The organism is Coprococcus sp. TF11-13, assembly GCF_003481085.1.
Taxonomy (GTDB): Bacteria; Bacillota; Clostridia; order Lachnospirales; family Lachnospiraceae; genus Coprococcus; species Coprococcus aceti.
The window spans coordinates 80,596-106,472 of record NZ_QUKK01000002.1; the positions used below are offsets into that span (position 1 = coordinate 80,596).

Consider the following 25,877-nt stretch of genomic DNA (forward strand, 5'->3'; position numbering starts at 1 on the left):
ATTGTTAGTGTGTGAAGTTTTTATAAACTCTCTCCCTGTTTTCTTCTGAAAATGCCCTTTTTCTTCCTCTTTATCTCCGTTGCCGCAACCTCCTGTCTGGTCTGCTGAAGTTCTCTTATGGTGGCGTCAAGCTTTCTGTATCTCGCTTCCTCCTGATCCTCCTTCTCCTTCATCAGCACATCCATCTGTTTTACCACGTCATCGGACACCGCAGCGGACACTGACTGTGTTATCACCTTAAGGTTGTCCTTTATGGAGTTGCTGATTATCTTGTCCATGATATTCTGGAATTGTGCCATCTTGAAATCAACTATTCTTGAATCATCCCCCACATCGCTGCTCACCCTTATGGTTTCTATGGTCTTCTTCTCTGTATTTTCACTCTCTGCGATAAGCTCCGTCACCGCATCATCCGCATTTTTTTCCTCTGTGCTCTCTCCCTCGTCAAGAAGTTCATACATTCTGTGAACCATATCCTTTATCGCCTTGAGCTGTATCCCCTTATCCTTCAAAGTCTTAACCCTCTGAAGTATCTTTACATCCTTCTCACTGTAGCACCTGTGACCCATGTCATTTCTCTTGATATCGATCTCAAGCTCTTCCTCCCAATACCTAAGCACATGTGACTCAACCTCAACCTTGGCTGCTGCCTCACTTATACTGTAAACTCTCTCTGTCATCGTGTATATCTCCTCCTTGTCTCAGATCAGGTCCTGTCTTAAGTTATTTCCTGTCCTGATACAATTCTAAGGACTTTAATACACAGTCTCAACGCGAATCGTCCTCTAAATTTTCCCACTATACTCCCATACTTATCACATTCTGAACTTATTCGTGGCAAATAGAACTTTTTCAGTATTTTAAACAGAAAAATCCCCTGCACATATCAGTTTGCCCTTATGTGCAGGGGATAAATATCAGTTATTTATTTTTGTGATGACAAACTGTCCATCGTCGTTCAATATAAAATGTACATTTTTATAATTTGTTCCGATTACATATTCGGAACCGTCGTTGGTTTTTCTCAGATTATCCAGCGCATTCTCATCGTTCAGAGCCTTCATGAGTATATCTGTGAACAAGTCTTTTTTGCTTATATTCAACAGCTCATTTTCATTTGCTATGGACTGTCCACCACTTGTCTCCTGAGGATATAAAACCATATCCTTCATGGTCTCAAGATCTTCATCATTGAACACCTTCACGATCTTCTCAGCAAATGCTCTGCTGTCCGTCTCTATCTGCTGCTGGACATCGGCCCTGTCCGTATATCTGTTCTCAAATACTATATGTGACAGCACTTCATTGAGTACCTCATCACTGGCTGTGACGTATATATATAGCGAATAGTTAATTGTTCCATCGCTCCAGAAAGCTATACGTCCGGGAGTCAAAGTGTAATAAGTAGCACTGTATCCCTGGATGTTGCCGGTTATCATGTCACCATTGCTGGTGTTCTCAACGCCCGCCAGATCGTACATCTCGTATTTGCAGGAGCCTCTGAGTTCAACCTTCACTCCGCTGTACCTGAAACTCAAGATACCTATGTCACCGGATATCTTGTACTTCACATCCGTTATCTCGGAACTGTTCTTATCCACATCGAGATACACTCCTATCTGAGTCATATCCTCCGCGGATTCAACATCACCGCTCTTTATCTGGATACCGGTACTCTCCTCCTGACCGTCATCCACCTTCCCGCATCCCATGCAGATACCTGCAAAACAGATGACCGCAATCATAAATAATATATATTTTCTGCCCATGTCCATCCACGACGCTTTTTTCATATATCTATTCTCTCCACATTGAACACGATATTACCACGCTATTCCCTTATGACATCCGTTCTCTCTACACTTGTATGCCATGGTTGGATCTGTAGGATCCCATGTATGGCTGTAATCAAGCTGAACTGATGTAGGCTTAGGGAACGGGCCGCTCTTATTGCTCTCGAATATAGTTACCTTTGTTCCAAGATCGCAGTTGTCATATATCCACTTTGCATCTCCTGCCTTAAGTCTTATACATCCGTGTGAGCATGTCATTCCGAGCATGTTATAAGCGCTGACTGATAATGTGGTAGGATCCTCCTCTCCGTAATACACAGAGTGGAACAGTATATCACCTGTTATAAGTGTATCCCACTGTCCATAACATGGTCCCATCAGTGTCCACCATCTTCCCTTTGCAGGGGTATAGAATGTTCCAAGAGGTGTTGTGTCACCGCCTGAACATACAAATGCCTTTACCGGAATGATATATCCCTTGTTGCCATCTTTTGCATATACAGTCACAACATTTGTGGTCTTGTTGACCTTTATCTCATAGGAATACTGTTTTCCGAGGATCTTATCAACATCTGTGAGTCTCTTGCCACCTCTGTTGAAATAGAACTTATATCCATTCGCATATGCCCACTTGCTTCTGTACATGGCACCGCTCTTACTGAAGTAATAGTATGCTCCATCCACATATCTGTATCCGGTGAGTAATGTTCCCTTGACGCTTACGAAGTAACGCTTGCCGTTGTAATATTTCCAGCCTCTGCCCTTCACCAGTGCACCATTCTTGTCGAACAGATACAGCTTGCCATTTACCTTCTTAGGTCCTTTGTATGCAACACCTGAAGCGCTGTAATACTGTCTGTTTCCAAGCTTTGTAGTATACCATCCTGTATATGGCTTTCCATTGGAACCAAATCTGTATGTCACGCCATTTATCTTTCTGACACCCTCCGCAAGATAACCATTACTTGAGAAATTATAGTAATACTTGCTATTCTTTACCTTATGTGCACCCTTATAGGCTTTTCCATCAGAACCAAAGTAATACTTCTTACCCTTTATTTTCTTCCAGGTATTCACCAGTGCCTTGCCATTTGTTCTGAAGTAATAGTAATTATTCTGGATCTTGTTAAGACCTCTCACCATGCGGCCATATCTGTTAAAATAATATTTGTCGCCCTTGTATGTAAGGAACTTGCTCTTTAACGCCTTGCCGTTCTCATCGTAATAATATGTCTTACCGTTCTTGGTATACCAGCCCTTCTTATTCTTCACAGTGGCAGTTGCATCCGTCAATGTCGCAACACTCTCTCCGGCATCAGCCTGAGTCTCCGCAGCGTACACCGTGTACTGTCCGCCGACCCTGCTTTCTGACAGATTTGAGATTCCTGTCGCACAAGTTGACAACAATACTGCTGCCATTGTCAAAAACGCAATTTTTCTAAACTTTACCATATACTACCTCTCTTATTCCTCACATGGATTTTATTCATTCAAATGCTTCTGATACACTCTTCTCGTCTGCTGCCTTCTGATTCCTATACACATACCACACTCGACCATGGTCATGAGAAGTGCGGAACCTCCCGAGCTTATGAAAGGAAGAGTAACACCTGTATTCGGAATTACATTTGTCGCAACGCTTACGTTGATCACTATCTGGCATACAAGGTGTACCATCACACCTATGACCATCATGCTTCCAAATACGTTCGATGACTCTTTAACTATAACATACATCTGGTATAACAGATAGCCATACAGAAGAAATAACATGATTGCTCCTGCCACACCAAGTTCCTCGCAGATTATCGCGAAGATCATATCATTCTGGGCCTCCGGTATAGCCGAAAGCTTCTGTGTTCCATTTCCAAGTCCCTTGCCGAAGAAAGATCCGCTTCCTATGGCATACAGCGACTGTATGACCTGATATCCTGCACTCTTCTCATATTTTTCTGTGTACAGCCATCCCAGGATTCGCTTTGCACGGAAGTTGTCATTTGACAGAAGTTCTTCCTCCGTAGGCAGGTAGCTCGTGGCTACCTTCACATAGACCACCGCCACCACCACAGCTATCAGCAATATTCCCAAATGCAGTTTCCAGTTCTTGCTGGCTATAAATGTTGAACAGTAACATATTCCAAGAACGACCAGACACGAACTCAGGTTTGTGGATATGACGAGCAGAAGTCCCGCCTGGAGTCCCACAAGCACCCACAGTATTATGACAGTCTGCCACTTATGCATCTCTCTCCATTTGCTGCTTATAAATGAAGCTATGAATATGATCATGAGAGTCTTCACTATATCAGCGATCTGGATTCTGAATGGTATGTGAGGGATCTGGATCCATCTCGTCGCACCATTTACATTTACTCCCAATGGCGTGAGAAGCAAAAATGTCAGTATCAATGACAGAAAATATGCAGGCCATGTAAGCTTCTTATACAGACCGTATGGGAAAAACGCCAATCCCCATATTGCCAATGCTCCGAAAACGATAAACACCAACTGGCTTCTGAAATTGCTGGCAGCCGTACCGTAACTGGATGCGCTGAATATCATTATCAGTCCAAATGCCAGAAGGAACGTTATAGCAATTATCATCTTATATATGGTTCCCGATGTATATCTGCTTTTTTCTTTGCCCGTGGAGTTATCCACAACTGATGTATCACTCATATACAAATCTCCATCTATCTGTTCATTATCTCTTTTATAAATTTATACGCACTTATCACATCTGTGTCAAATATATCCAGGCTGTCCCTGTATTCCGGTTTCTCTATCGCTCCTGAATCACAGCCGATATGCATGCTTCCATCACTGTCCCCGCTCCACGCAAGATCAATGCTGTTACCCTTATCATATCCTGTGATCTCCGCATTTTTTCTGAACACGGCATCTCCAACCTGTATACCAAGAATTGCATCACTTCCAGACAATCTAAGCTCCAGCGATGCACTTATACTGACAGGCTTCACGGAATCCATGAGATCGGCTGCCGATATATCCACATCAAACACCACTCCTGTCTCTCCGTCACTGCTCACATCCCTCTTTTTTATCACAAGATGGTTGTCAGAATTGTCAGTAACAGTGAACTCATACGACTGTGCTGTATATTTGTCTCCGGAAAATGTCAGCGACATGCTCATATCCCTGTCGGACACATGATCCGCATACAGCTTGACCAGCTCATCATTACTGTTCACAGCAAAATAGAGCGTGATATCCCTGCCGTCTAACATTTCATCCACAAATTGCTTTATATCATGTACCAATTCTGCCGTATTGTCAATGGTATCTATCTCCGGTATGTATTTGCCAAGCATGTCATACACTTCCTGAAGATTTATATCATGCGTGCCAAAGCAGTCGTCCAGATAACTGTAGAAATCATCCACATTGAAGATGACAGAATAAACCTTGCAGTCCTGGGTTCTGTCTCCCGTGACCACAGTCTGTTTTCCCTCACTCGTACCCTCCATATTGAAGAAATACTTAAGTGTCTTCTGGATAATATCTGTCTGGATATCGTCACCGTTGATGTCCGCATAATTATTTGCAGCCATCCTCATACAATTCTCATAAGCAGTGCCAAATGAGTACACTGTGTCGCTGTCTATCCCGAGCAGTGATACCACCTGAGAATTGCTCATGTTCGTGATGAGATTGTCAGCGTACTGTATTCTGATTGCCATATCATCTATATATATGAGAGAAGTCCTCTTATTTGCATAGAGCTTGAATGTCTTGTCATCAACTCCTGCCTCCGCAAGAAAATTGTGATTCGAAGCACTTCTCTTCAGCGATATGTCAACGCTGTGATCAGAATTATCCTCAAATGAAAAGCTCTGACTGCCATTTATCATGTTCATACCCATGTCAAATGTGCCATACTGCTGATTCATCTCCGACTCTCTGGAAGAATTGATGGTATTTACCATGGCCTCCACAAGCTTTATCTGAGGTTTTCTCATAAGATGAAAAAAAATAATTGCAACAACTGCTGCCATCAGAATGATGACAGTCGCTGTTATTCCAATTATTCTTTTAAGTAGTTTATTATTGTTTTTTTTGTGCATATGTATCATGATTTTCATTCAACCAGGCTATGGCCTCACACAATCCTTCCTCGGAAAAATCAAACTGCTTCGATCCTTTCTGTTCATCCGGTGTGACCTCAAAACAGAATGGCTCCGGCCATATAAATGCCGTGAGTACAGTCTTTGTCTCCTTCGGTGCATCTTCCTCTGTCTGATTTTTTTCACCCTCCGGCTCAATCTCCACAACATCCTTCTGTATCATGTAACGGATACCCTTGTCACTGCCCTTAAAAGGCCGCGACTTGTAGAATTCCAGAGCCAGCAATTCAGGTCTGTTTATCACATATATCACCCTGTCTCTTTACTTTATTGTGAACGGATATACCTCTATGATCTTCTTGGTCGTCTCGTTCTGAAGATACAGATATGTTACACCCTTAGGTGCGCTGTCACCTGATATCTTGACCCATGTTGACCAGCCATCAACCACAGGATCTGAGAATGTTATGACGTCAGACTTGTTTCCATCCGCATACACAACGTATCCCGATATCTTCATAGAGTCATCACCGTCAAATCCAAATGACGTATGAATATATATATCTGATCCATCCTTTGTCTTGATGCTGTTAGATCCCTTATCAAGATCTTTTTCACTGCTGTTTACAAATGATTCTATATTCCACTTCACAAGCTCTGAATACAGCTTCTGAGCCTTCTCGTTGCCGTCGTATCTGAGTTCTCCGAGATATGTCATTGTAGTCTCATTGGCTGCGTTCTTATTTGCATTTGCAAATGCAAGCTTTCCATTTGCTATCTTCTTGGACACATCAGTCTTGACTACCTTCTCATAGTAATCAACTGACTTCTTGTATTCCTTGTCCTTGTATGCCTGGGCTCCAAGTGCCTGATAACACTTGTCCTTCTCAGCTACACAGTCCTTGTAATCCTTGTCCACCTTATCATAGCTCTTGATGGCATTCTCGTAATCCTTGTTCTTGTAATACTGCTCTGCCTTCTTGTATGTACACTCACTGGCCTTGTTCTTGTAGTCATCAAATTCTGACTTCATGTACATATCATACGCATCGTCATATTTGCCGCTGTCGAGCAGCTCTGATGCCTTGTTGTAATAGCACTTTGCAAGAAGAGTCTGGGAATCGCTGTACTCCTCTATGGTTGACAGAATACTGATGGCGTCATCGTACTTCTTGGCTGTTATAAGTGCCTCTGCTTTCTTATATGTACACTCGATAACCTTGTCCGATGCATCCTTGTATGAGCCTGCATTGTTGAATGCATCTATGGCTGCATCGTAGGATGCCGCATTCATCTGATCCATTCCCGCATTGTAATAACACTGATAAGCCTTATCAAATGCGTCATCGCTGCTGAAACTCTCCTCGTCACCGTCAGATGACTTGCTGTAGTTCTCTGCAGCCTTTCTGCTGTTGCCTGACTTCTTATAATATTCAGCCGCCTCAAGGTTCTTGCCTTCTTTTTCAAGACCCTCGGCATACTCATAATAAGCGTCTCCGTTTGCCTTTGTATAGGAATCCTTGAATTTTCCAAGATCCTTATACAGTGTCACGGCCTCTTCAACCTTTCCCTGGTCCATGAGGTCGTTGGCCTCGTTATACTTTCTAAACTTTGGAACAAATATAAATGCAAAGACGCCTATAGCGATGACGATAACCACTGGTATAGCTATGAGTGCGGCCTTTGCACCCTTGCTCATACCCTTCTTCTCGCCCTTTTTCTTTATCATTATATCGGCGCCTTCCTGTGGCATTATCTGAGGTTGTGGCATTCCCATCTGAGGCTGCTGCGGTGGCACAGGATTACCCTGTGGCTGCTGCATCATCTGAGGCATGCCCTGTGTTCCGCCTGTCAGGACAGTTGTGCTGTCATCGTCCTCATCGACGTCCGGCTCACTTGTAAGCACAGTTGTGCTGTCGTCAACTTCCGGCTCTATCAAAGGAAATTCTTTTCCACAGACAGGACACTTTCTTACGTTCTCCCCCAATTCACAACCACAATTATCACAATACATATCTCTTCCTCCATCTTGAACTCCAGCCATGCAAAATTTGCCTTCGGCAAATGGCTGGAGCTACATGTCAAGTTTTCATAGAAAACTTGACACATCCCTTACGGATCAACCTGATTTATTACATTTATCGAACTTCATATTTAAGAATTTATCCTGAATATGAACTCCTCATTTGAAAGCCTTATCACACTGTTATCAGGGATAGCCACATCAACATTGCTGTACACCTGAGTTCCGTTCAGGAATGTATGGTTTGTTGAGTTGTTATCTCTCAGATAATGTGTTCCATTGATACTGGTGATATAGGCATGTCTTCTACTTATAGACTTGTTTCCTGTTACCTTATAGTCAACACCCTGATCAGCCTTACCAATACAGAATACCTGTTTATTAATCTGAACGCTCTCACCCGTAGTCTTTCTGGTGAGGGTCGGCTTGCTGCCTGTGACAAGTGTTCTGTTGCTGAACAGTGTTGTAGGTGGCTCCTCATCCGGCTGCTCACTGAGTCTCTTGGCTTCCTCCGCCTTGATCTTTGCAAGGTCTGCCTGTCTCTTAGCCTCCTCAGCATTCTTGCGGGCTGCAAATTCTGCCTGCATTCTAGCCTCCTCAGCATGCATCTCCTGCTCTCTGGCACGTCTTATCTCATCTGCATACTGCGATGAAACCTTCTCTGCCCTGATTCGCTCCTCCTCGGCATTCCTGAACATTTCTTCAGCCTTAAGCCTCTCACTGTCATCGGAATTGCCCTGATATGAGTACATATCCTGAGCTGTGAGTACCGCTGTCTGCTCATAATCCTTTGCCTCAGCAGTGACCTTCTGTCTCCATATCTCGGCTTCGACCCTTGCCGCCTCGGCCTTCATACGGGTCTCCTCTGCCTGTCTGGCAACTTCCGCCTGATACTTTGCTTCCTCTATCTGTCTCTTTACCTCATTCTCGGCCTGCATTCTTGCCTCTTCAGCCTTTCTGGCTGCCTCCTCGGCTTTGTGGATTGCAAGCTCTTTATTATTCTCATTTGAAGTGAGTACCTTACTCTTGCCCTTTTCACCCTGTATTATAAGGAGCTGACTTGATGCTCTGAGATCTGACACAAATTCATTGAAATGAAATGCATCAAACTCCCTGTGATCGTTGAAATAATCAACTATCTGGTTAGCACATTCTATGGCTGGTGTGTGTGCATAGACAAATCCTGACAAGATGCTCTTCACGAACTCCCCAATGTCCTTCTTGTCAAATTTGCTTTCAAGTGGAAGATACAGAAGCTGTATGGAGAAGTCACTAAATCTCACATACATATAATTCGTATCCCACACTACCTTCTCGAGTGCTAGTCCATTCTGTATGACTGACACAAGCTGCTTGCTTATGCTGAATATGTATTCCACCAGTTCATCCCTGAAAACCGGTTTCTGCATTATCTGACTAAGACTCATATCCCCATCTATTGAGAATTCGAGTTTTCTTTCCCCCTTAACAAACACTTCCCTGCACATGCTTGTGTTGCCTGCAAAAGGCACATTATAGGCATTCATTTCATATTTGCTAATAGGAGTAACCTGATCAAGTTTGTATTCAATTTTTATTGAATCTTTTAAAATTTGAGTCATACCCCACCTCCTACTATTTCAATAGCCAATATACCTCTACAGTATAACAGACAAAAAAAGCATATTCAAGGTTACAAAAAAAGGAAGATATATATTACATATATCTTCCGCTTGAGAGGTGCGAGCCGGATTTGAACCGGCGATGACGGTGTTGCAGACCGGGGCCTTACCACTTGGCTATCGCACCATATTATTTAATTAAAGCTCCCCGAGTAGGGCTCGAACCTACAACCCCTCGGTTAACAGCCGAGTGCTCTACCATTGAGCTATCGAGGAATAACGTCATAAGCATCTCCCAAAAAGGAAACGCAGAAGGAGGGATTTGAACCCTCGCGCCGCGCAAACGGCCTACACCCTTAGCAGGGGCGCCTCTTCAGCCACTTGAGTACTTCTGCAAAATGCCTAAATAAAAATCTCCTACCAAAGAGTATTTAATTTTTGACGCTTGTTTATAATACCAAACCTGGCAGTGAATGTCAAGGAGTTTTTACAAGAAAATAATCAGCCAAAAAACGACAAAAAGGCGGATACTTTTTTGTATCCGCCCTCTTATCGTTTTGTAGATGTTTCTTACTATCTTATCTATAGTAGTAACTGCATCTTATATACTCACAAGCCTGTCCTCTGTAGGTCTTTCCTCCTACCTTGACAACAGGGATAACATATACTCCAAATGTAGAATATGCCTTAAGACCTCTTATTGTATAAGAGCTGCTCTTAGCACTTACCTTTTTCTTTATCCATTTTGCATTTGAAGCGTATGGATTCTTTGTATAGTATACAAGATAATACTTTGTATTTGCTACTTTCTTCCATTTAACCTTTGCAGCAGTGCTGCTTACAGAAGTTACATTACTCTTCTTTACACATGCCTGAGGTATGATTGTCTTGAATGCTGACCAATCGCTCCAGCACTTAGCACCACCATTTGCCTCTTTGTATGCACGGATTCTTACCTTGAATCCCTTGTTGTTGATTGCCTTACGAACCTTTGCGTTGTTGATCTTAACTCTGGTCTTTGTTGTAGCCTTTGTTGTGTATAATCTGGTCTTTCCGTTGAGAGAGTAGATCTGAACCTGATATCCTGTAGGATAGTCATAGTTTGGATTTGCCTTCCATCCGATTGTTATTACATTTCCACTCTTAGCTGGACTCCATATAAGAGTTCCTGCCTTTGCATCGGCAACATACTGTGGGTTAACAGGTGCTGAGTAGAGTGTACCTGTTGACTGTCCATAACCAAGTGCTATGTAGTTTGACTCTGATCTCTTATATGAATATACATAATATCCACTATAATGTGTTCCGGCCTTTGCAGGTACAGTTGCCTTGTTTGTAGTAACATTATACTGAGCCTCAACCTTTGAACCGCTGATCTTGGCAACTACATATCCTGTTACACCTGAAACTCTGTTCCACTGTAAACCGATCTTATTCTTTGTGCCTGAAGTCTGCTTTATTGACTTGTAATCTACGCTCTCAGGAGTTGTTATGACCTGAAGAGGATCTGACTGTCCAACAAGCTGCTTGTTGACATATGTCTGAACTATTACATAGTATGCTCTGCCGGCCTGAAGATTGTAAATATACTTCTTATTTGATGTTGAAGTATAAGAACTTAATGCCTGATATCCTGAAGATCTATCCTGGGATAAATACACTAAGTATTCCTCTCCATAATTACCGCTCCACTGAACTGTGACACTTGTCTTGGTATCATCTGTCTGCTGAAGATTTGTTACTGCTCTTCCTGATGCTGCCGATGCTGTTATTGTCATTGCAAAGAGCATGATTGACATGATTGCAAGGATCAATAACGATCTGTTGAAAACTTTTTCTCTTCTCATTAAATCTCTCCTTTTTCTTCTTTCCCTTGTTAATACAACAATTAATTTAATATGAGACTAACTCATATTAAAATTTTACAAGTTTAATATATTTTAGTCAACATTATTGTGACTGTAATATTCAACAATTATTTTGTGCATTTTTGCTAATTCATTGTTGAGATTCTGTATACTTTTTATTTTATTCCTGTATTATTTATTCTGCTCAAGATAATCCTTTACCGCTGTTTCATACAGGTTGTGTCCCTCTGAATCTATAACCACAATAGCTGGGAAATTCTCCACTGTCATCTTCCTTATAGCCTCTGTTCCGAGATCATCGTACGCGATCACCTCGGATTTCTTGATACATTTGGAGAGAAGCGCTCCTGCACCGCCAACGGCTGCCAGATACACAGCCTTGTTGTCTATTATTGCCTGTATAACCTCCTGGCTTCTCTTTCCCTTTCCTATCATTCCACACAGACCCTTGCTGAGAATGAGTGGAGTGTATTTGTCCATTCTGCTGCTGGTTGTCGGTCCCGCCGAGCCTATGACCTGTCCAGGTTTTGCCGGTGTCGGTCCGAGATAATATATCACATTGCCGTTAAGGTCTATAGGAACTATGCCCTTCTCGTATAACTCAGTTCCACTGGCGTCCACGCATCCTGATTCCATGATGGCATCATACATTCTCTTGTGTGCGGCATCCCTGGCACTGTACACTATTCCATCTATATATACATAATCCCCTGCCTTGAGGGTCTTTACCTCTTCTCTGTCAAATGGTGCCTTTATATGTCTATCCATGATGAACCTAACCTCCTCCTATAATACTCTCGTAACGTGTCTGTTCACATGACAGCACATATTAACTGCCAATGGCATTCCGGCTATGTGAGTGGCATATGTCTCTATGTTCACAGCCAGTGCCGTGGTCTTTCCTCCAAGACCGCCAGGTCCTATTCCAGTGTTGTTGATCATCTCCAGAAGCTCACTCTCTATCCTTGCTATATGCTCTCTGTCTGAGTGAACTCCTACCTTTCTTGTAAGAGCCCTCTTTGCAAGCTTCGCAGCAAGCTCAAAGTCTCCTCCAAGACCCACACCTACGAATACGGGAGGACATGCATTTGGTCCGGCATCCTTTACAGCCTGAAGAACAGCAGCCTTCACGCCCTCTTCTCCATCTGCCGGCTTGAGCATGTACACCTTGCTCATATTCTCGCTTCCAAATCCCTTTGGAGCTATAGTTATCTCTATTTTATCTCCCGGAACTATATCATAATGTATAATCGCCGGGGTATTATCCTTTGTATTTTCTCTGATAAGAGGATCCTTTACCACTGATTTTCTCAGGTATCCGTCAGTGTATCCCTGTCTCACACCTTCGTTTATGGCATCAGTTATGTTCATTCCTTCTATATGTACATCCTGTCCAACATTCACAAAGAAAACAGCCATTCCCGTATCCTGACAGATAGGAATATCATTCTCCTTTGCTATATCCAGATTCTCACACAACTGTCCAAGTATCTGCTTTCCGAGTGGACTGTCCTCAGATTCTACTGAATCCCTGACCGCCTTCTCCATATCCTCAGACAGATTTACATTTGCTTCGATGCACATCTCCCTTACATTTCTGGTAATCTCTTCTGCTGCAATAACTCTCATCTCTTCACCGCCATTTTATAAATTTGTTTTAATCATCCAGGAACGTATCATCGTTCTTTTTGTAGTTTGGATCTCTCCTGTTCATGATGAATTTGTATATGTATAACACCACTGTAAATATCGCAACAACTATGATCATCGCCGCCAATATATATATGATGTTCATTATACTGTAAGAAAGTTCAGACGCCTTCTCGGAACTCTGGAATATCTTGTCCAGTTTTCCTTCCGTTGTTGCCTCTGTAACTGTAGATGCAGCCGTTGTAGCTGCCGATGCCACCACCTGTATCACATTCGCCGTCATGCCTTTTACCCCCAATAATTTTGTTGTATTTTCCCATAATTCCAATCTCTTTATAATAACCTTCAAAATCCTGCGTTCAGGATTATTTTCTCCCAATGTGTAATCCAAGATAAGTATATCATAACGGCTATTTGCACACAATCTGTAAACATCCATGGACATAAAAAAAGATGTACTGTCTTGCATATTACAACACAGTACATCTATCTTTATTTGTAATTATAATTACTCCTCTGAATTACTCTCGGCATCATTCTCCGTATCGTTCTCTACATTCTCTGATACTTCATTTTCTGCTGATTCTGGATTCTCTGAGTCCTCTGCCTCTTCATCTTCATCACTTCTTGCAAGCTTTGCAACAGATGCCACAAATGTGTTGCCATCCTTGCCGATATTCATAAGCTTGACACCTGAGGTTATTCTTCCTATTACAGTTATATCTGAACAATGCATTCTGATCATGATTCCCTCATTGGTCATCATCATAATGTCATGGTCATTTGTCACGGCCTTTGCGCTGACGATGTCACCGGTCTTCTCGGTTATCCTGTAACATTTGACACCCTTACCGCCTCTCATCTGAGGGACAAATTCTGACAGTTCAGTTCTCTTACCCATACCCTTTGTGGTTACGAAGAGCATCTCGTCGCCCTGAACATCAAGCTGCATTGCTATAACTTCATCGCCCTTGTCGCATCTTATTCCACGTACACCCATGGATGTACGTCCTGTATCACGGACACATTCCTCATTGAATCTGATACACATACCCTTGGCAGTTACAAGAAATACATCATTCTCACCGCTCGTTGCCTTAACCTCTATGAGTTCATCTCCCTCATTCAGTGTTATGGCTGCCAGACCGGTCTTTCTTATATTCTCAAATGCCTCTATCTTGGTCTTCTTTACAATACCATTCTTTGTAGCCATCATAAGATACTTCTTGTCAAATCCGGCTATAGGAATTATGGCTGTTACCTTCTCACCAGGAAGAAGCTGAAGAAGGTTGACTATCGCAACACCCCTTGCATTACGTCCCGACTCAGGTATCTCGTATCCCTTCATTCTGTATACTCTTCCCATATTGGTGAAGAACATTATGAAGTTGTGGGTATTAGTAAGGAATATCTCATCGATTATATCGTTGTCGATGGTGTTCATTCCCTTGATACCCTTGCCGCCTCTGTTCTGTACCTTGAAGGTATCCTTTGGCATTCTCTTGATATATCCGAGCTTTGTCATGGAGATAACTATCTCTTCTCTCTTGATAAGCTCCTCATCTGTTATATCATCTGAATATGCAGTTATGGATGTTCTTCTCTCATCACCGTACTTGTCAGCTATCGCTGCAAGCTCAGTCTTGATAACTCCGAGAAGCTTATTCTCATCTGCAAGTATCTCCTTGTACTCAGCTATCTTCGCAATAAGCTCATTGTACTCGTTCTCGATCTTCTCTCTTTCCAGACCTGTCAGAGCACGGAGTCTCATATCAACGATTGCTCCGGCCTGTGCCTCGGAAAGTCCAAATCTTTCGATCAGCTTTGCCTTAGCCTCTCCAACATTCTTTGAATTTCTGATGATCGTGATGACCTCATCTATGTTGTCCAGTGCTATGAGATAACCCTGTAATATGTGGGCTCTCTCCTCAGCCTTGTTCAGATCATACTTTGTTCTTCTTGTGACAACATCCTCCTGATGCTTCAGGTAGTATGTGAGCATGTCCTTGATGTTGAGTATCTTAGGTACTCCATCCACCAGAGCCAGCATGATACATCCAAATGTATCCTGGAGCTGTGTGTGCTTGAAGAGCTGGTTGAGTATTACGTTGGCATTGACATCCTTTCTAAGCTCAATGACAACTCTCATTCCCTCTCTTGAAGACTCATCTCTTATATCTGTGATTCCATCGATTCTCTTGTTCTTGACAAGATCGACCATATTCTTTATAAGAAGTGATTTATTTACCATATATGGTAGTTCGGTTACAACAATGCGGTGCTTTCCGTTGTTCATTGTTTCGATTTCTGTGATTGCACGTACTTTTATCTTGCCTCGACCTGTTCTATATGCATCGTTTATTCCCTGTCTGCCCAGTATCTGTGCGCCTGTAGGGAAATCCGGACCCTTTACTATGTCCATGATCTCATCTATCTCTGTCTCACGTCCTTCTTCCACTCTGTTATCGATGATCTTTATGGCTGCATTGATAGTTTCCTTTAAATTATGTGGTGGAATATTGGTAGCCATACCTACTGCGATACCTGATGTACCATTCACCAATAGGTTAGGATAACGTGATGGTAGTACCACAGGTTCTTTCTCTGTACCATCAAAGTTAGGTGTGAAATCAACTGTATCCTTATTGATATCTGCCATCATCTCCATGGATATCTTGGAAAGTCTTGCCTCTGTATATCGCATGGCAGCGGCATGATCACCGTCGACTGATCCAAAGTTCCCATGTCCATCCACAAGAGGATATCTGGTATTCCACTCCTGAGCCAGCTTTACAAGTGCCTCGTATATTGAACTGTCTCCATGTGGATGATATTTACCCATTGTATCACCGACGATACGCGCACATTTACGATGTGGCTTGTCCGGTCCATTGTTAAGTTCTATCATAGAGTGAAGTATTCTTCTCTGAACAGGTTTAAGACCATCTCTTACATCAGGAAGAGCTCTGGCAGCAATAACGCTCATGGCATAATCTATATATGAACGTTCCATTGTCTTTTTCAGACCAACTTCATCTATTTTATCAAAAATCTTATCGTCATCCATTTTTTGATTTCCTTTCTCTCGATATTCGTTGTATTTATCACTTTTATTTAATCAATATACTATATATCGAGATTCTTTACATACTTGGCATTTGTCTCTATAAACTCACGACGTGGCTCAACCTTATCTCCCATGAGAACGTTGAATGTCATATCGATCTCTGACTCATCATCGTCATCGATTGCCACTCTGAGAAGTATTCTTCTCTCAGGGTCCATGGTTGTCTCCCAGAGCTGCTCTGCATCCATCTCTCCAAGTCCCTTGTATCGCTGTATCTTGTTGTTCTGATCTCTTCCGACTTCATCAAGTATACTGTTCAGCTCATCATCACTGTACGCATACCATACCTTCTTGTTCTTCTCCAGCTTGTAAAGTGGTGGCTGTGCCAGATATACATGTCCCTTCCTGATAAGATCAGGCATGAATCTGTAGAAGAATGTGAGGAGAAGAGTTGCTATATGAGCTCCATCCACATCGGCATCGGTCATGATGATGATCTTGTTATATCTGAGCTTCTCTATATTGAAGTTCTCATGGATACCTGTTCCAAATGCGGTGATCATGGCTTTGATCTCTTCATTTCCAAGGATTCTGTCTATTCTTGCCTTCTCAACATTAAGGATCTTACCTCTGAGTGGAAGTATGGCCTGTGTTGCTCTTGATCTCGCTGTCTTAGCTGAACCACCGGCGGAATCTCCCTCGACTATGTATATCTCACAGTTCTTTGGATCCTTGTCTGAACAATCCGCAAGCTTTCCAGGAAGTGCCATGTTGTCTGAAAGATTTGCCTTTCTTGCAACATCCCTTGCCTTTCTTGCAGCTATTCTGGCTCTCTGTGCAACAGCCGCTTTATTCACAATTATCTTAGCAATCTGCGGATTCTGCTCAAGATAATATGTAAGCTGCTCAGTTACAACACTCTCAACTGCAGGTCTTGCCTCTGAATTACCAAGCTTCTGCTTTGTCTGACCCTCGAACTGAGGATCACTTATCTTGATAGATACGATGGCTGCAAGTCCCTCTCTCAGATCATCACCCGAGAGATTGTCATCCTTATCCTTGATAATATTATTCTTTCTTGCATAATCATTGAACACCTTTGTTATGGCTGACTTAAATCCTGTCAGATGTGTTCCACCCTCAGGTGTGTTGATGTTATTTACAAAGCTGTATGTGGATTCATTGTATGAATCATTGTGCTGAAGTGCCACCTCAACACTTATTCCATCTCTGACTCCCTCACAGTAGATTACCTCATTGTACAGAGGATCTCTGTGTCTGTTCAGATATGTTACAAACTCCTTTATACCACCCTCATAGTGGAATGATCTTACCTTCTCAGGAATAAGTCTCTTGTCTGTAAGACTTATCTTCAGGCCCTTTGTAAGGAATGCCATCTCACGAAGTCTGTTTCTCAGTATATCGTAATCGTATATGTTATCTTCAAATATTGTATGATCCGGCAGGAATGTAACCTTTGTTCCTGATACTCCCTCAGGTGCTTCACCTATAACCTGAAGCTTGTACATAACCTTGCCCTTCTCATATCTCTGCTTGTACACCTTGCCATCTCTGGTAATCTCGACTTCAAGCCATGTTGAAAGTGCATTTACAACTGATGCACCAACACCGTGAAGTCCTCCGGATACCTTATATCCTCCACCGCCGAACTTTCCGCCGGCATGAAGTATGGTAAATACCACCTCAACAGCAGGTATTCCCTGCTTTTTATGTATTCCAACAGGAATTCCTCGTCCATCATCCACTACGGTGATGGAGTTATCCTCATTTATATACACCTGAATGTGGGTACAATATCCTGCCAGAGCCTCATCTACAGAATTATCAACTATCTCGTATACAAGATGGTGAAGTCCAGTGGAGGATGTACTTCCTATGTACATACCAGGTCTCTTTCTGACTGCTTCCAGTCCCTCCAGAACCTGTATCTGTTCAGCTCCATAATTATCATTTTCCATTGTCATGCTTCCTCCGTTCTTACTCTGGTGGCCGTTCCCTCTACCACGCTATAAACATTGTTGATTATTACCTGCTCTTTAACAAAATCATCATATCCCGTACAGGTTATGATAGTCTGTATATCTTTTATCTCTTCTATCAATGCATCACGTCTGCTGGTGTCCAGCTCGCTCATGACATCGTCCAGAAGCAATATCGGATTATCATTGATTATCCTTTTTACAAGTTTTATCTCCGCCATCTTGAGTGACAGGGCAACTGTTCTCTGCTGTCCCTGTGAACCATATTTTCTGGCGTCTATTCCATTTATGAGAAAACTTATATCATCTCTGTGTGGACCAGACTGTGTACTTGAATATCTGACATCCATCTCAGTCTTTTCCTGAAGTGTCTCATCGAATTTATCTTCATCGACATTGCACTCATACACTATCTCCAGCTTTTCCTTGCCCGATGTGAGATGACTGTGGATCTCCCCAATTATCTCATTCATCATGTCGATAAAATTTCTTCTCTCTTTTATTATCCTCGACCCATAGTCCACAAGCTGCATATTCCACACATCCAGTGTATCCATGAGACTTCTGTTATGATAAATCTGCTTTAACAGATTATTTCGCTGATTGAGTATCCTGTTATATGATGCCAGATTCTGATAATACAATCTGCTTATCTGACACAATTCAAGATCCATGAACCTTCTCCTCTCGGCTGGTCCATTTTTAATGATAGTCAGATCTTCAGGTGAAAAGAATATGACATTGAGAAGACCATATAATTCCGTGGCCCTCCTTATGGGTATGCCATCGATCGCCACTCCCTTATTTTTGCTCTTTCGAAGATGCATATCTATCTTGTGCGATATGTCTTTCTTGTTGACAAATAATCTTATATGGCTCTCATCTTCACCTATCTTTATGATATCTTTATCCTGCGTATTTTTTCTGTGTGACTTCGTAGTCGCTGCCATGTATATGGATTCAAGTATATTTGTCTTGCCCTGGGCGTTATCGCCGTACAGGATATTCGTATTTTTTCCAAATTCTACTTTCACATTACTGTAATTTCTGTAATTACTCAGCTCTATCGACTCTATATACATAACCTTCACCATCTGCAAGATGGCGACCACAATTATTTCTGAATACTTATCTTATCACCATCAAATTCTACTTCATCACCATCATAAAGCTTTCTTCCACGTCTGGTCTCTATCTCACCGTTAACCACAACCAGTCCCTGAACTATGACCTCCTTTGCGTCAACTCCTGACTCCACCAGACCGGCAGCCTTAAGCGCCTGTCCAAGCTTTATGAACTCATCTCTTAACTTGATTATCTCCATATTCTCACCCCTTCTTACTCTTCGTTGATTCCCATAGGAAGGATAAGGTAGATATATGTCTCTGCATCATCCTTGATAACACATGGAGATTTTGTATTGTTGAAATAAATAGTTACATTCTCATCGTCAATTACTCTGAGTGCATCTATTATAAGCTTTGGATTAAATCCAATGACAAGATTGTTACCTTCCTTCTCGATATCTATCTCCTCATTCAGAGAACCGATGAGAGAACTGATCTTGAGACCGAGAGTTCTGTCATCAATGCTGAGTCTGATAGGCTTCTTGTCTGAATCCTTTATAAGAAGAGTTGCTCTGTCCAAACTGTCAAGGAACTCTCTCTTGTTTATCTTCATCTTGATCTGATAATCAACTGAGAGCATATGGCTTATTCTGAAATACTCGCCCTCTATCAGTCTTGAAACAACCTTTGTATTATCAAACTCAAATAATATATTGTTGTCAGTGAAATAAATATTTACAGGATCATCAACTCCACCGTTCATGATCTTGCTTATGTCGCTGAGGGATTTTCCTGGAACTACAACCTTAATGTCTGAATTATCTCCCTTGAGCTCTATATATCTGATGGATATTCTGTGTCCATCCAGAGAAACCACGCTGAGCTTATTGTTTGATACCTCAAATAACTCACCGGTCATAAGCTTATTGTTCTCATTATCTGATATAGAGAATATTGTCTGATTGATAACCTCTCTCAGCGCAAACTGGGATATGGTTATGAACTTATCCTTTGATACAACAGGAAGATTGGAGAAATCCTCTCCTGACTTTCCAGGTATGTTGAACTCAAGTCTCTCACACTTGATAAGTGTCTTGCTGTCCTTATCACTCTCTATAGTTATGTCGCTGTCAGGAAGCTTTCTTATGAAATCTGAGAAAAGCTTTGCCTCGAGTGCAACCTTTCCATCCTCTATAACAGTACCGTCAACATAACTTTCTATTCCTATCTCCATGTCATTAGCTGTGAGCTTGATAACACCGCCTGCAGCTTCAACCAGGATACAAGACAGTATCGGATGGGTCGTCTTGTTTGAGACAGCCTTTGATACGATATTTATACCCTGAAGTAAGTTAGATTTTCTTATGGAAATTTTCATTTTAAGTGTGATCTCCTTTCATGTCCAAATATAATGATCATCAAAATATGATATGTGTGTATAACTTCAAATAACAACAAACAGCGCGAGCGCTTAACTATAAATATATTAAGATAATTAGTAGTATCAGTAGTAGTGATTTTGATAATGTTGAAAGTGTATCAAGCCCTTACAAATCAAGGCTTTGAGAATTATGTGTCCATGTTACTAATCAATTTTAACCTGTTCATAAACTGACCATTTACCAACATGTCAAAATCAGGTTCATTTGACGTAAGAACAATTCTCAAACACATAACAACATGTAACAAACATCAAATAACAATATACAATCACGTTATGTTTGTAAGGTTATAAACAAATTAGTGAGTTTATAAGATAAAAATGTGGATAACTTGCTATTTTTGTGGATTAAGCTTCTTTATTATGACGTCAACCATCTCGGCAAATTCAGGATCCTTCTCAATCTTATCTTCAACCTTCTGTATATTGCTGTGCACGGTGGAGTGATCCTTTCCTCCAAATGCATCTCCTATACTCTTCAGACCCTTGTCCGTGTACTTTCTGCACAGGTACATGGATATCTGACGGGCAGTGGCTATATCCTGGCTTCTCTTCGTGGATACGATGTCACTGACTGATATATTCGTATGCTCTGAAACCGTGTTGATAATGAGCTCAGGTGTTATGGTCACCTTGGAATCCTTGGATATGAAATCCTTGAGGACGTTCTTGGCAAGTTCCTCAGTGATCTTGATATCTCCGAGCTCTGAATATACGCTGAGCTTGTTGAGCGCACCCTCAAGCTCACGTACGTTGTAGGTTATATTGTTGGCGATATACTCAAATATCTCCTCGCTGATGATATCGGTAAGTCCCTTTATCTCAGCCTTGTTCTTGAGGATAGCCATACGTGTCTCGTAATCAGGAGCGTGGATGTCGATAGGAACACCCCACTCAAATCTTGATCTGAATCTCTCATCCAGAGTCTTGATCTCCTTTGGTGGCTTATCCGACGACAGGATTATCTGCTTACCTTCGTCATGAAGAGCGTTGAAGGTGTCAAAGAATTCCTGCTGCGTACTTGCCTTACCAATCAGGTACTGGATATCATCGATCAGAAGAACATCCACTGTTCTGTATTTGTTCCTGAATTCTTCAGTTTTATTCTTGGAGATTGCTTCTATGATCTCATTTGTGAATTTGTTCGATGGCACATAGAGAACCTTCATATTACTATTGTGCTGGAGTATATAGTGGGCTATGGACTGCATAAGATGAGTCTTGCCCAGTCCTGATCCTCCATACAGGAAAAGTGGATTGAACTTGTCCTGTCCAGGTGAATCGGCAACTGCCAGACATGTTGCGTGAGCGTGCTTGTTACTCTCACCAACAATAAAGTTCTCAAATGTGTAGTCAGGTCTGAGATTGCTCTTGGCAATGGCATCGTTGTAGTCCTCTGAATATGTAGGGGACTTTTCATCCTTTCTCATCTGACTCTCGAGTGTGAATATAACCTGAATTGAATCGTCCTGAAAGAGCTCTCTGAGAACTGTTTCAAGATATATATCAAATAATTTTCTCTTGAGAAATTCTACGCCTCTCTGTCCGTAATCCTCGTCCAGAGTGAAATAGACCTTGTTATCCTCAACTGAATATATCTTGAGAGGTTCGATCCATGTATGGATCATGATATGGGAAATTCCATGTTCATTTTCAAGTATATTCAAAATGTCATTCCACTTGGCTAATATTAAGTCCTTCATCGTAAAAAACCTTCCTCAAAAAAATAATTCTTCCTATTATTAATAACACTATTACATTTTATAATAAATGCACCCCTATTTCAAGCATATTAAGGTTAAAAACAAGATAAATTGCCTTTATTTTGATTTTACATGCTTATACGGTTAGGTACACGTATTTGGGGGTAAAATCAAAATAAACGAGAATAAGGGGCAAAAAAATAAAAAAGTTAATAAAAAATCTTATTTGTGTATAATCCACATGGAATGTTGATAACTTTGTTACATAAGTTTCATAATAATTATTATTTTCAAACTTATGTAAATATAAAAAAATGACTGTTTTATATTTGTGAACATCACAAACAGCGATAAATACTGGGTTTTTTAGAATTAAACCCACAAAAGTAAAAAGTTATCAACAAGTTACCAACAAATTGTGGATAACATTATGTAAAGCGACTGGTAACAAAAATTAAATGCTTACAAAAATGTGATTAATCTATGAAACCACAACATTTTGTGATTAATATTAATGTATCCACCTAATTAATCCAGAACGATTCGTCACCTTTATCAAATAGTGGCTGAAATCCTTATAAAATATAGGAAAAACGGCAAAAAAGGCTTGACTCACATTACCTATTTATTTATAATAGGCAAGTAAATTTGTAAAGAAGGAGGTGTTTTGTAATGAAGATGACATTCCAGCCTAAGAAGAGACAGAGATCTAAGGTTCATGGCTTTAGAAAGAGAATGAGTACTGCTAATGGCAGAAAGGTACTGGCCGCTAGAAGAGCTAAGGGAAGAAAGAAATTATCAGCGTAAGGTCACATGGTTGTGACCTTTTTTTATAGGGTCACAGCAACAGTTTTTCTAATAATCAAAGTTTCGGTGGTTACACAATGAGTAAGATGATTACATTAAAAAACAGCAGAGAGTTTGGCAGTGTGTACAGCACAAAGAATTCGGTAGCCAATAAATATTTAGTTATGTATCTGAGAAGCAACGGCTTGGATTACAACAGACTCGGAATCTCTGTTAGTAAGAAAGTTGGTAACAGTGTGGTAAGACACAGGGTAACCAGATTGATTAGAGAAGCTTACCGATTAAACAGAGCAAATATTGATGTTGGCTATGACATAGTGATAGTAGCCAGACCGTCATCAAAGGACAAGAAATGTCAGGACATTGAGAGTGCTTTGATGCATTTGTGTGGGTTAAAGAAGATAAGCCACATAGGGTAAAGAAATGAAAAAAATATTTATTGGTTTAATCAAATTTTATAGGAAGTATTTGTCACCGCTTAAGGGACATGCTACCTGCAAGTATTTTCCTACTTGTTCGCAGTATGCAATTGAGGCTATCGAAAAGTATGGAGTTTTAAAAGGTGGTCTCCTTGCAGTATGGAGGATACTTAGATGCAATCCTTTTTCAAAAGGAGGATATGATCCAGTTCCATAAAGGAGAAAATTATGTTTCTAACAAGAGAAGATGGTATGATACTCGGACCAGTTTGTTGGCTGCTCGGTAAGATATTCAATTGGATTTACATGTTCGTTGGATTTATTGGAAGCCATATGGGATTCACATACGTCAATCTCAGTGTGTGCGTTATTTTGTTCACATTTGTACTGAGAGGAGCGCTGTTCCCATTATATTTCAAGCAGCAGAGATCAAGTAAGATCATGAGTTTCATCCAGCCTGAGATTGCCAAGGCAACAAAGAAATATAAAGGCAAGACTGATCAGGAATCAATGATGAAGCAGCAGCAGGAAACTCAGAAGATCCAGAAGAAATATGGTGTCAGCATGGCATCAGGATGTCTGACTTCACTTATACAGTTACCTATATTTTACGGTCTGTACAGAGTTATCCAGAATATACCTGCGTATGTTCCATCAATGACAAAGACCTACGGAAAGATTGTAGAGATACTGAGTACCAAGACAGATTATGTCAAGGCTATAAGTGATGTAGCAGGTGAATCGAAGGTAAGCACAGTTACAATGGCATTGAAACAGATGGGTGATGACCCTACAAAGAATCAGATCATTGATGTGCTTGATAAGTTTTCTAAGAGTGATTGGGATAAGCTGATAGCTAATCTTGATCTTACAGGTAATGCTACTCTCACAAGCTATGTTGATCAGTTCCACAATATGAACCAGTTCCTGTTTGGACTGAATATTGCAGATGCACCGGGATGGAAGCTTTCAATAGCTTTGGTGGTTCCTATCGTTTCTGCTCTCATGCAGTTCTTACAGACAAAGATATCCATGAAGTCATCACAGAATAGCAACATGGATAGCAATCAGCAGACAGCCAACAACATGATGAAGGGTATGATGTACTACATGCCTATCATGTCACTTATATTCTGTATAACTCTTCCTATAGCTATCGGTCTTTACTGGATAGTTGGTTCTGTTATTATGATAATATCTCAGCTTATAGTTGATGCTTATTATAATCATCAGGACAAGGATGAGCTGCTTGCAAAGTGTGCCGAGAAGGCTGCCAAGAAGCAGGCAAAGAAGAAGAACCCTGATAAGAAATCTTTCTATGAGAGAATGATGGATGCTCAGAATGGTAACGTTCCAACAGAGAACAGTCAGTCAGAGAATATAAATAAGATGGCTTCTTCAAGACTTAAGAGTTATGTTAATCCTGCACATTCAGTGAATGTTGACAGTGATGATGTAACCCGCAGAGAAAATGTAAACTATAAACCAGGCAGTATAGGAGCTAAGGCGAATATAATGCTTAAGTACCAGAACAATAGCAACGATAAGGGAGGAAATAAATAATGGAATTCTTAGAATTCAAAGGTAAGACCAAAGATGAAGCCCTTATGCAGGCCAGTGTTGAACTTGGAGTCCCTAGTACAGATCTTGAGTATGAAGTTATCAGCGAAGAGACAAAGGGATTTCTTGGTATAGGTTCAAAGCCTTGTATCATAAAGGCAAGAAAAAAGAAGACATTCCTGGACGATGTTAAGGAGTACCTTGACAGCCTGTTCAAGGCTATGGATATCCAGACAGAGATCCAGATGGATTTTGATGAGGAAGAGAATGTTCTGTCTATCAATCTTGAGGGACCAGAGATGGGAATTTTGATTGGAAAGCGTGGACAGACTCTAGATGCTCTTCAGTATATTATAACACTTGCTATCAATAAGAAGAGCGAGTCACGTATCAGAGTTAAGCTCGATACAGAGAACTACAGAGCAAGAAGAAAAGAGACACTTGAGAATCTTGCCAAGAATATAGCATTCAAGGTTAAGAGATCAAAGAGATCATTTGCTCTTGAGCCAATGAATCCTTATGAGAGAAGAATAATCCATGCTACTCTTCAGAACGACAAGTATGTAGCAACCAGAAGCGAGGGCGAGGAGCCATATCGTAAGGTTATTGTATATCTCAAGAAGAAATAATAGTCACGCTGATGCGTGTAAAGATCATCGCAATATTTTATGGTGACAGGAAAGAGATCATTTGAGAAAATGGTCTCTTTTTTGTTGCAGTTTAGTCTTTTTATGTGGAAAATGAATTGGTAATGTTGTACACTACATAGATAGGTTGTTTAATCACGGTGAAA

At 41.1% G+C, this 25,877-nt stretch carries 23 protein-coding genes and 3 tRNA genes; 5 read left to right on the forward strand and 21 right to left on the reverse strand.

Translation table 11 applies throughout. From position 1 onward, the window contains the following. Positions 1–20: 20 nt before the first annotated feature. The 21 genes from DXD11_RS05010 to dnaA form a co-directional block, all read right to left on the reverse strand. Positions 21–680, reverse strand: a complete 660-nt coding sequence (locus DXD11_RS05010; RefSeq protein WP_118757901.1) for a helix-turn-helix domain-containing protein — start codon at positions 678–680, stop codon at positions 21–23. 237 nt (positions 681–917) lie between these two features. Then, the gene (locus DXD11_RS05015; protein ID WP_118757902.1) at positions 918–1,793 is read right to left on the reverse strand and encodes a hypothetical protein; all 876 of its coding nucleotides are present in this window, start codon (positions 1,791–1,793) and stop codon (positions 918–920) included. A 30-nt stretch (positions 1,794–1,823) separates the two neighbouring features. After that, positions 1,824–3,245: a L,D-transpeptidase family protein gene (locus DXD11_RS05020; RefSeq protein ID WP_118757903.1), complete on the reverse strand. Its 1,422-nt coding sequence runs from the start codon at positions 3,243–3,245 to the stop codon at positions 1,824–1,826. A 30-nt stretch (positions 3,246–3,275) separates the two neighbouring features. After that, positions 3,276–4,472, reverse strand: coding sequence for an FtsW/RodA/SpoVE family cell cycle protein (locus DXD11_RS05025; protein ID WP_015534440.1), 1,197 nt, complete (start codon positions 4,470–4,472; stop codon positions 3,276–3,278). 14 nt (positions 4,473–4,486) lie between these two features. Then, the gene (locus DXD11_RS05030; RefSeq protein ID WP_243105812.1) at positions 4,487–5,878 is read right to left on the reverse strand and encodes a hypothetical protein; all 1,392 of its coding nucleotides are present in this window, start codon (positions 5,876–5,878) and stop codon (positions 4,487–4,489) included. Then, positions 5,859–6,182: a hypothetical protein gene (locus DXD11_RS05035; RefSeq protein WP_071849497.1), complete on the reverse strand. Its 324-nt coding sequence runs from the start codon at positions 6,180–6,182 to the stop codon at positions 5,859–5,861. The genes DXD11_RS05030 and DXD11_RS05035 overlap by 20 nt, the downstream gene beginning before the upstream one ends. An 18-nt stretch (positions 6,183–6,200) precedes the next feature. Next, positions 6,201–7,892, reverse strand: coding sequence for a tetratricopeptide repeat protein (locus DXD11_RS05040; protein WP_117874344.1), 1,692 nt, complete (start codon positions 7,890–7,892; stop codon positions 6,201–6,203). Positions 7,893–8,032: 140 nt separating this feature from the next. Next, complete coding sequence (locus DXD11_RS05045; protein WP_243002905.1) at positions 8,033–9,502, reverse strand: FHA domain-containing protein; 1,470 nt, start codon at positions 9,500–9,502, stop codon at positions 8,033–8,035. Between the two features lie 116 nt (positions 9,503–9,618). Further along, positions 9,619–9,689, reverse strand: a tRNA-Cys gene (locus tag DXD11_RS05050). Between the two features lie 17 nt (positions 9,690–9,706). Beyond that, positions 9,707–9,778 (reverse strand) — tRNA-Asn (locus DXD11_RS05055). A gap of 31 nt (positions 9,779–9,809) precedes the next feature. Continuing rightward, positions 9,810–9,897: transfer RNA gene (locus tag DXD11_RS05060), tRNA-Ser, on the reverse strand. 183 nt (positions 9,898–10,080) lie between these two features. Next, positions 10,081–11,349 carry a fibronectin type III domain-containing protein gene (locus DXD11_RS05065; protein ID WP_117874343.1) on the reverse strand — a complete coding sequence of 423 codons (1,269 nt, stop codon included), beginning with the start codon at positions 11,347–11,349 and terminating at the stop codon, positions 10,081–10,083. Between the two features lie 192 nt (positions 11,350–11,541). After that, the gene (locus DXD11_RS05070) at positions 11,542–12,138 is read right to left on the reverse strand and encodes a Fe-S-containing hydro-lyase (RefSeq protein WP_015534435.1); all 597 of its coding nucleotides are present in this window, start codon (positions 12,136–12,138) and stop codon (positions 11,542–11,544) included. A gap of 18 nt (positions 12,139–12,156) precedes the next feature. Beyond that, positions 12,157–12,999, reverse strand: coding sequence for a fumarate hydratase (locus tag DXD11_RS05075; protein WP_015534434.1), 843 nt, complete (start codon positions 12,997–12,999; stop codon positions 12,157–12,159). Between the two features lie 28 nt (positions 13,000–13,027). Continuing rightward, the gene (locus DXD11_RS05080; protein WP_015534433.1) at positions 13,028–13,303 is read right to left on the reverse strand and encodes a hypothetical protein; all 276 of its coding nucleotides are present in this window, start codon (positions 13,301–13,303) and stop codon (positions 13,028–13,030) included. A 225-nt stretch (positions 13,304–13,528) separates the two neighbouring features. Beyond that, entirely contained in the window at positions 13,529–16,087 is a 2,559-nt protein-coding gene (gyrA, locus tag DXD11_RS05085) for a DNA gyrase subunit A (protein WP_118757904.1), read from the reverse strand. A gap of 59 nt (positions 16,088–16,146) precedes the next feature. Continuing rightward, positions 16,147–18,066, reverse strand: a complete 1,920-nt coding sequence (gene gyrB / locus DXD11_RS05090; protein ID WP_117874341.1) for a DNA topoisomerase (ATP-hydrolyzing) subunit B — start codon at positions 18,064–18,066, stop codon at positions 16,147–16,149. A 2-nt stretch (positions 18,067–18,068) separates the two neighbouring features. Beyond that, complete coding sequence (gene recF / locus DXD11_RS05095) at positions 18,069–19,169, reverse strand: DNA replication/repair protein RecF (protein WP_117874340.1); 1,101 nt, start codon at positions 19,167–19,169, stop codon at positions 18,069–18,071. A gap of 32 nt (positions 19,170–19,201) precedes the next feature. Continuing rightward, positions 19,202–19,411 (reverse strand): RNA-binding S4 domain-containing protein, encoded by a 210-nt coding sequence (locus DXD11_RS05100; protein WP_015534430.1) that lies wholly within the window; start codon positions 19,409–19,411, stop codon positions 19,202–19,204. Positions 19,412–19,425: 14 nt separating this feature from the next. Beyond that, positions 19,426–20,532 (reverse strand): DNA polymerase III subunit beta, encoded by a 1,107-nt coding sequence (gene dnaN / locus DXD11_RS05105; protein ID WP_022217382.1) that lies wholly within the window; start codon positions 20,530–20,532, stop codon positions 19,426–19,428. 398 nt (positions 20,533–20,930) lie between these two features. Next, entirely contained in the window at positions 20,931–22,298 is a 1,368-nt protein-coding gene (gene dnaA, locus DXD11_RS05110; RefSeq protein ID WP_022217383.1) for a chromosomal replication initiator protein DnaA, read from the reverse strand. Positions 22,299–22,970: 672 nt separating this feature from the next. On the opposite strand from dnaA, the gene rpmH reads away from it, so the two are divergent. The 5 genes from rpmH to jag all read left to right on the forward strand — a co-directional run bounded on the left by rpmH (position 22,971) and on the right by jag (position 25,713). Then, positions 22,971–23,105, forward strand: coding sequence for a 50S ribosomal protein L34 (rpmH, locus tag DXD11_RS05115; protein WP_004852723.1), 135 nt, complete (start codon positions 22,971–22,973; stop codon positions 23,103–23,105). A 77-nt stretch (positions 23,106–23,182) separates the two neighbouring features. After that, the gene (gene rnpA / locus DXD11_RS05120) at positions 23,183–23,524 is read left to right on the forward strand and encodes a ribonuclease P protein component (RefSeq protein WP_022217384.1); all 342 of its coding nucleotides are present in this window, start codon (positions 23,183–23,185) and stop codon (positions 23,522–23,524) included. A 4-nt stretch (positions 23,525–23,528) separates the two neighbouring features. Beyond that, positions 23,529–23,741 (forward strand): membrane protein insertion efficiency factor YidD, encoded by a 213-nt coding sequence (gene yidD / locus DXD11_RS05125; protein WP_022217385.1) that lies wholly within the window; start codon positions 23,529–23,531, stop codon positions 23,739–23,741. An 11-nt stretch (positions 23,742–23,752) separates the two neighbouring features. Further along, the gene (locus DXD11_RS05130; protein WP_117874339.1) at positions 23,753–25,087 is read left to right on the forward strand and encodes a YidC/Oxa1 family membrane protein insertase; all 1,335 of its coding nucleotides are present in this window, start codon (positions 23,753–23,755) and stop codon (positions 25,085–25,087) included. Next, a complete protein-coding gene (gene jag / locus DXD11_RS05135; RefSeq protein ID WP_022217387.1) occupies positions 25,087–25,713 on the forward strand; it encodes an RNA-binding cell elongation regulator Jag/EloR in 627 nt (208 codons plus the stop codon). The genes DXD11_RS05130 and jag overlap by 1 nt, the downstream gene beginning before the upstream one ends. Positions 25,714–25,877: the final 164 nt, after the last annotated feature.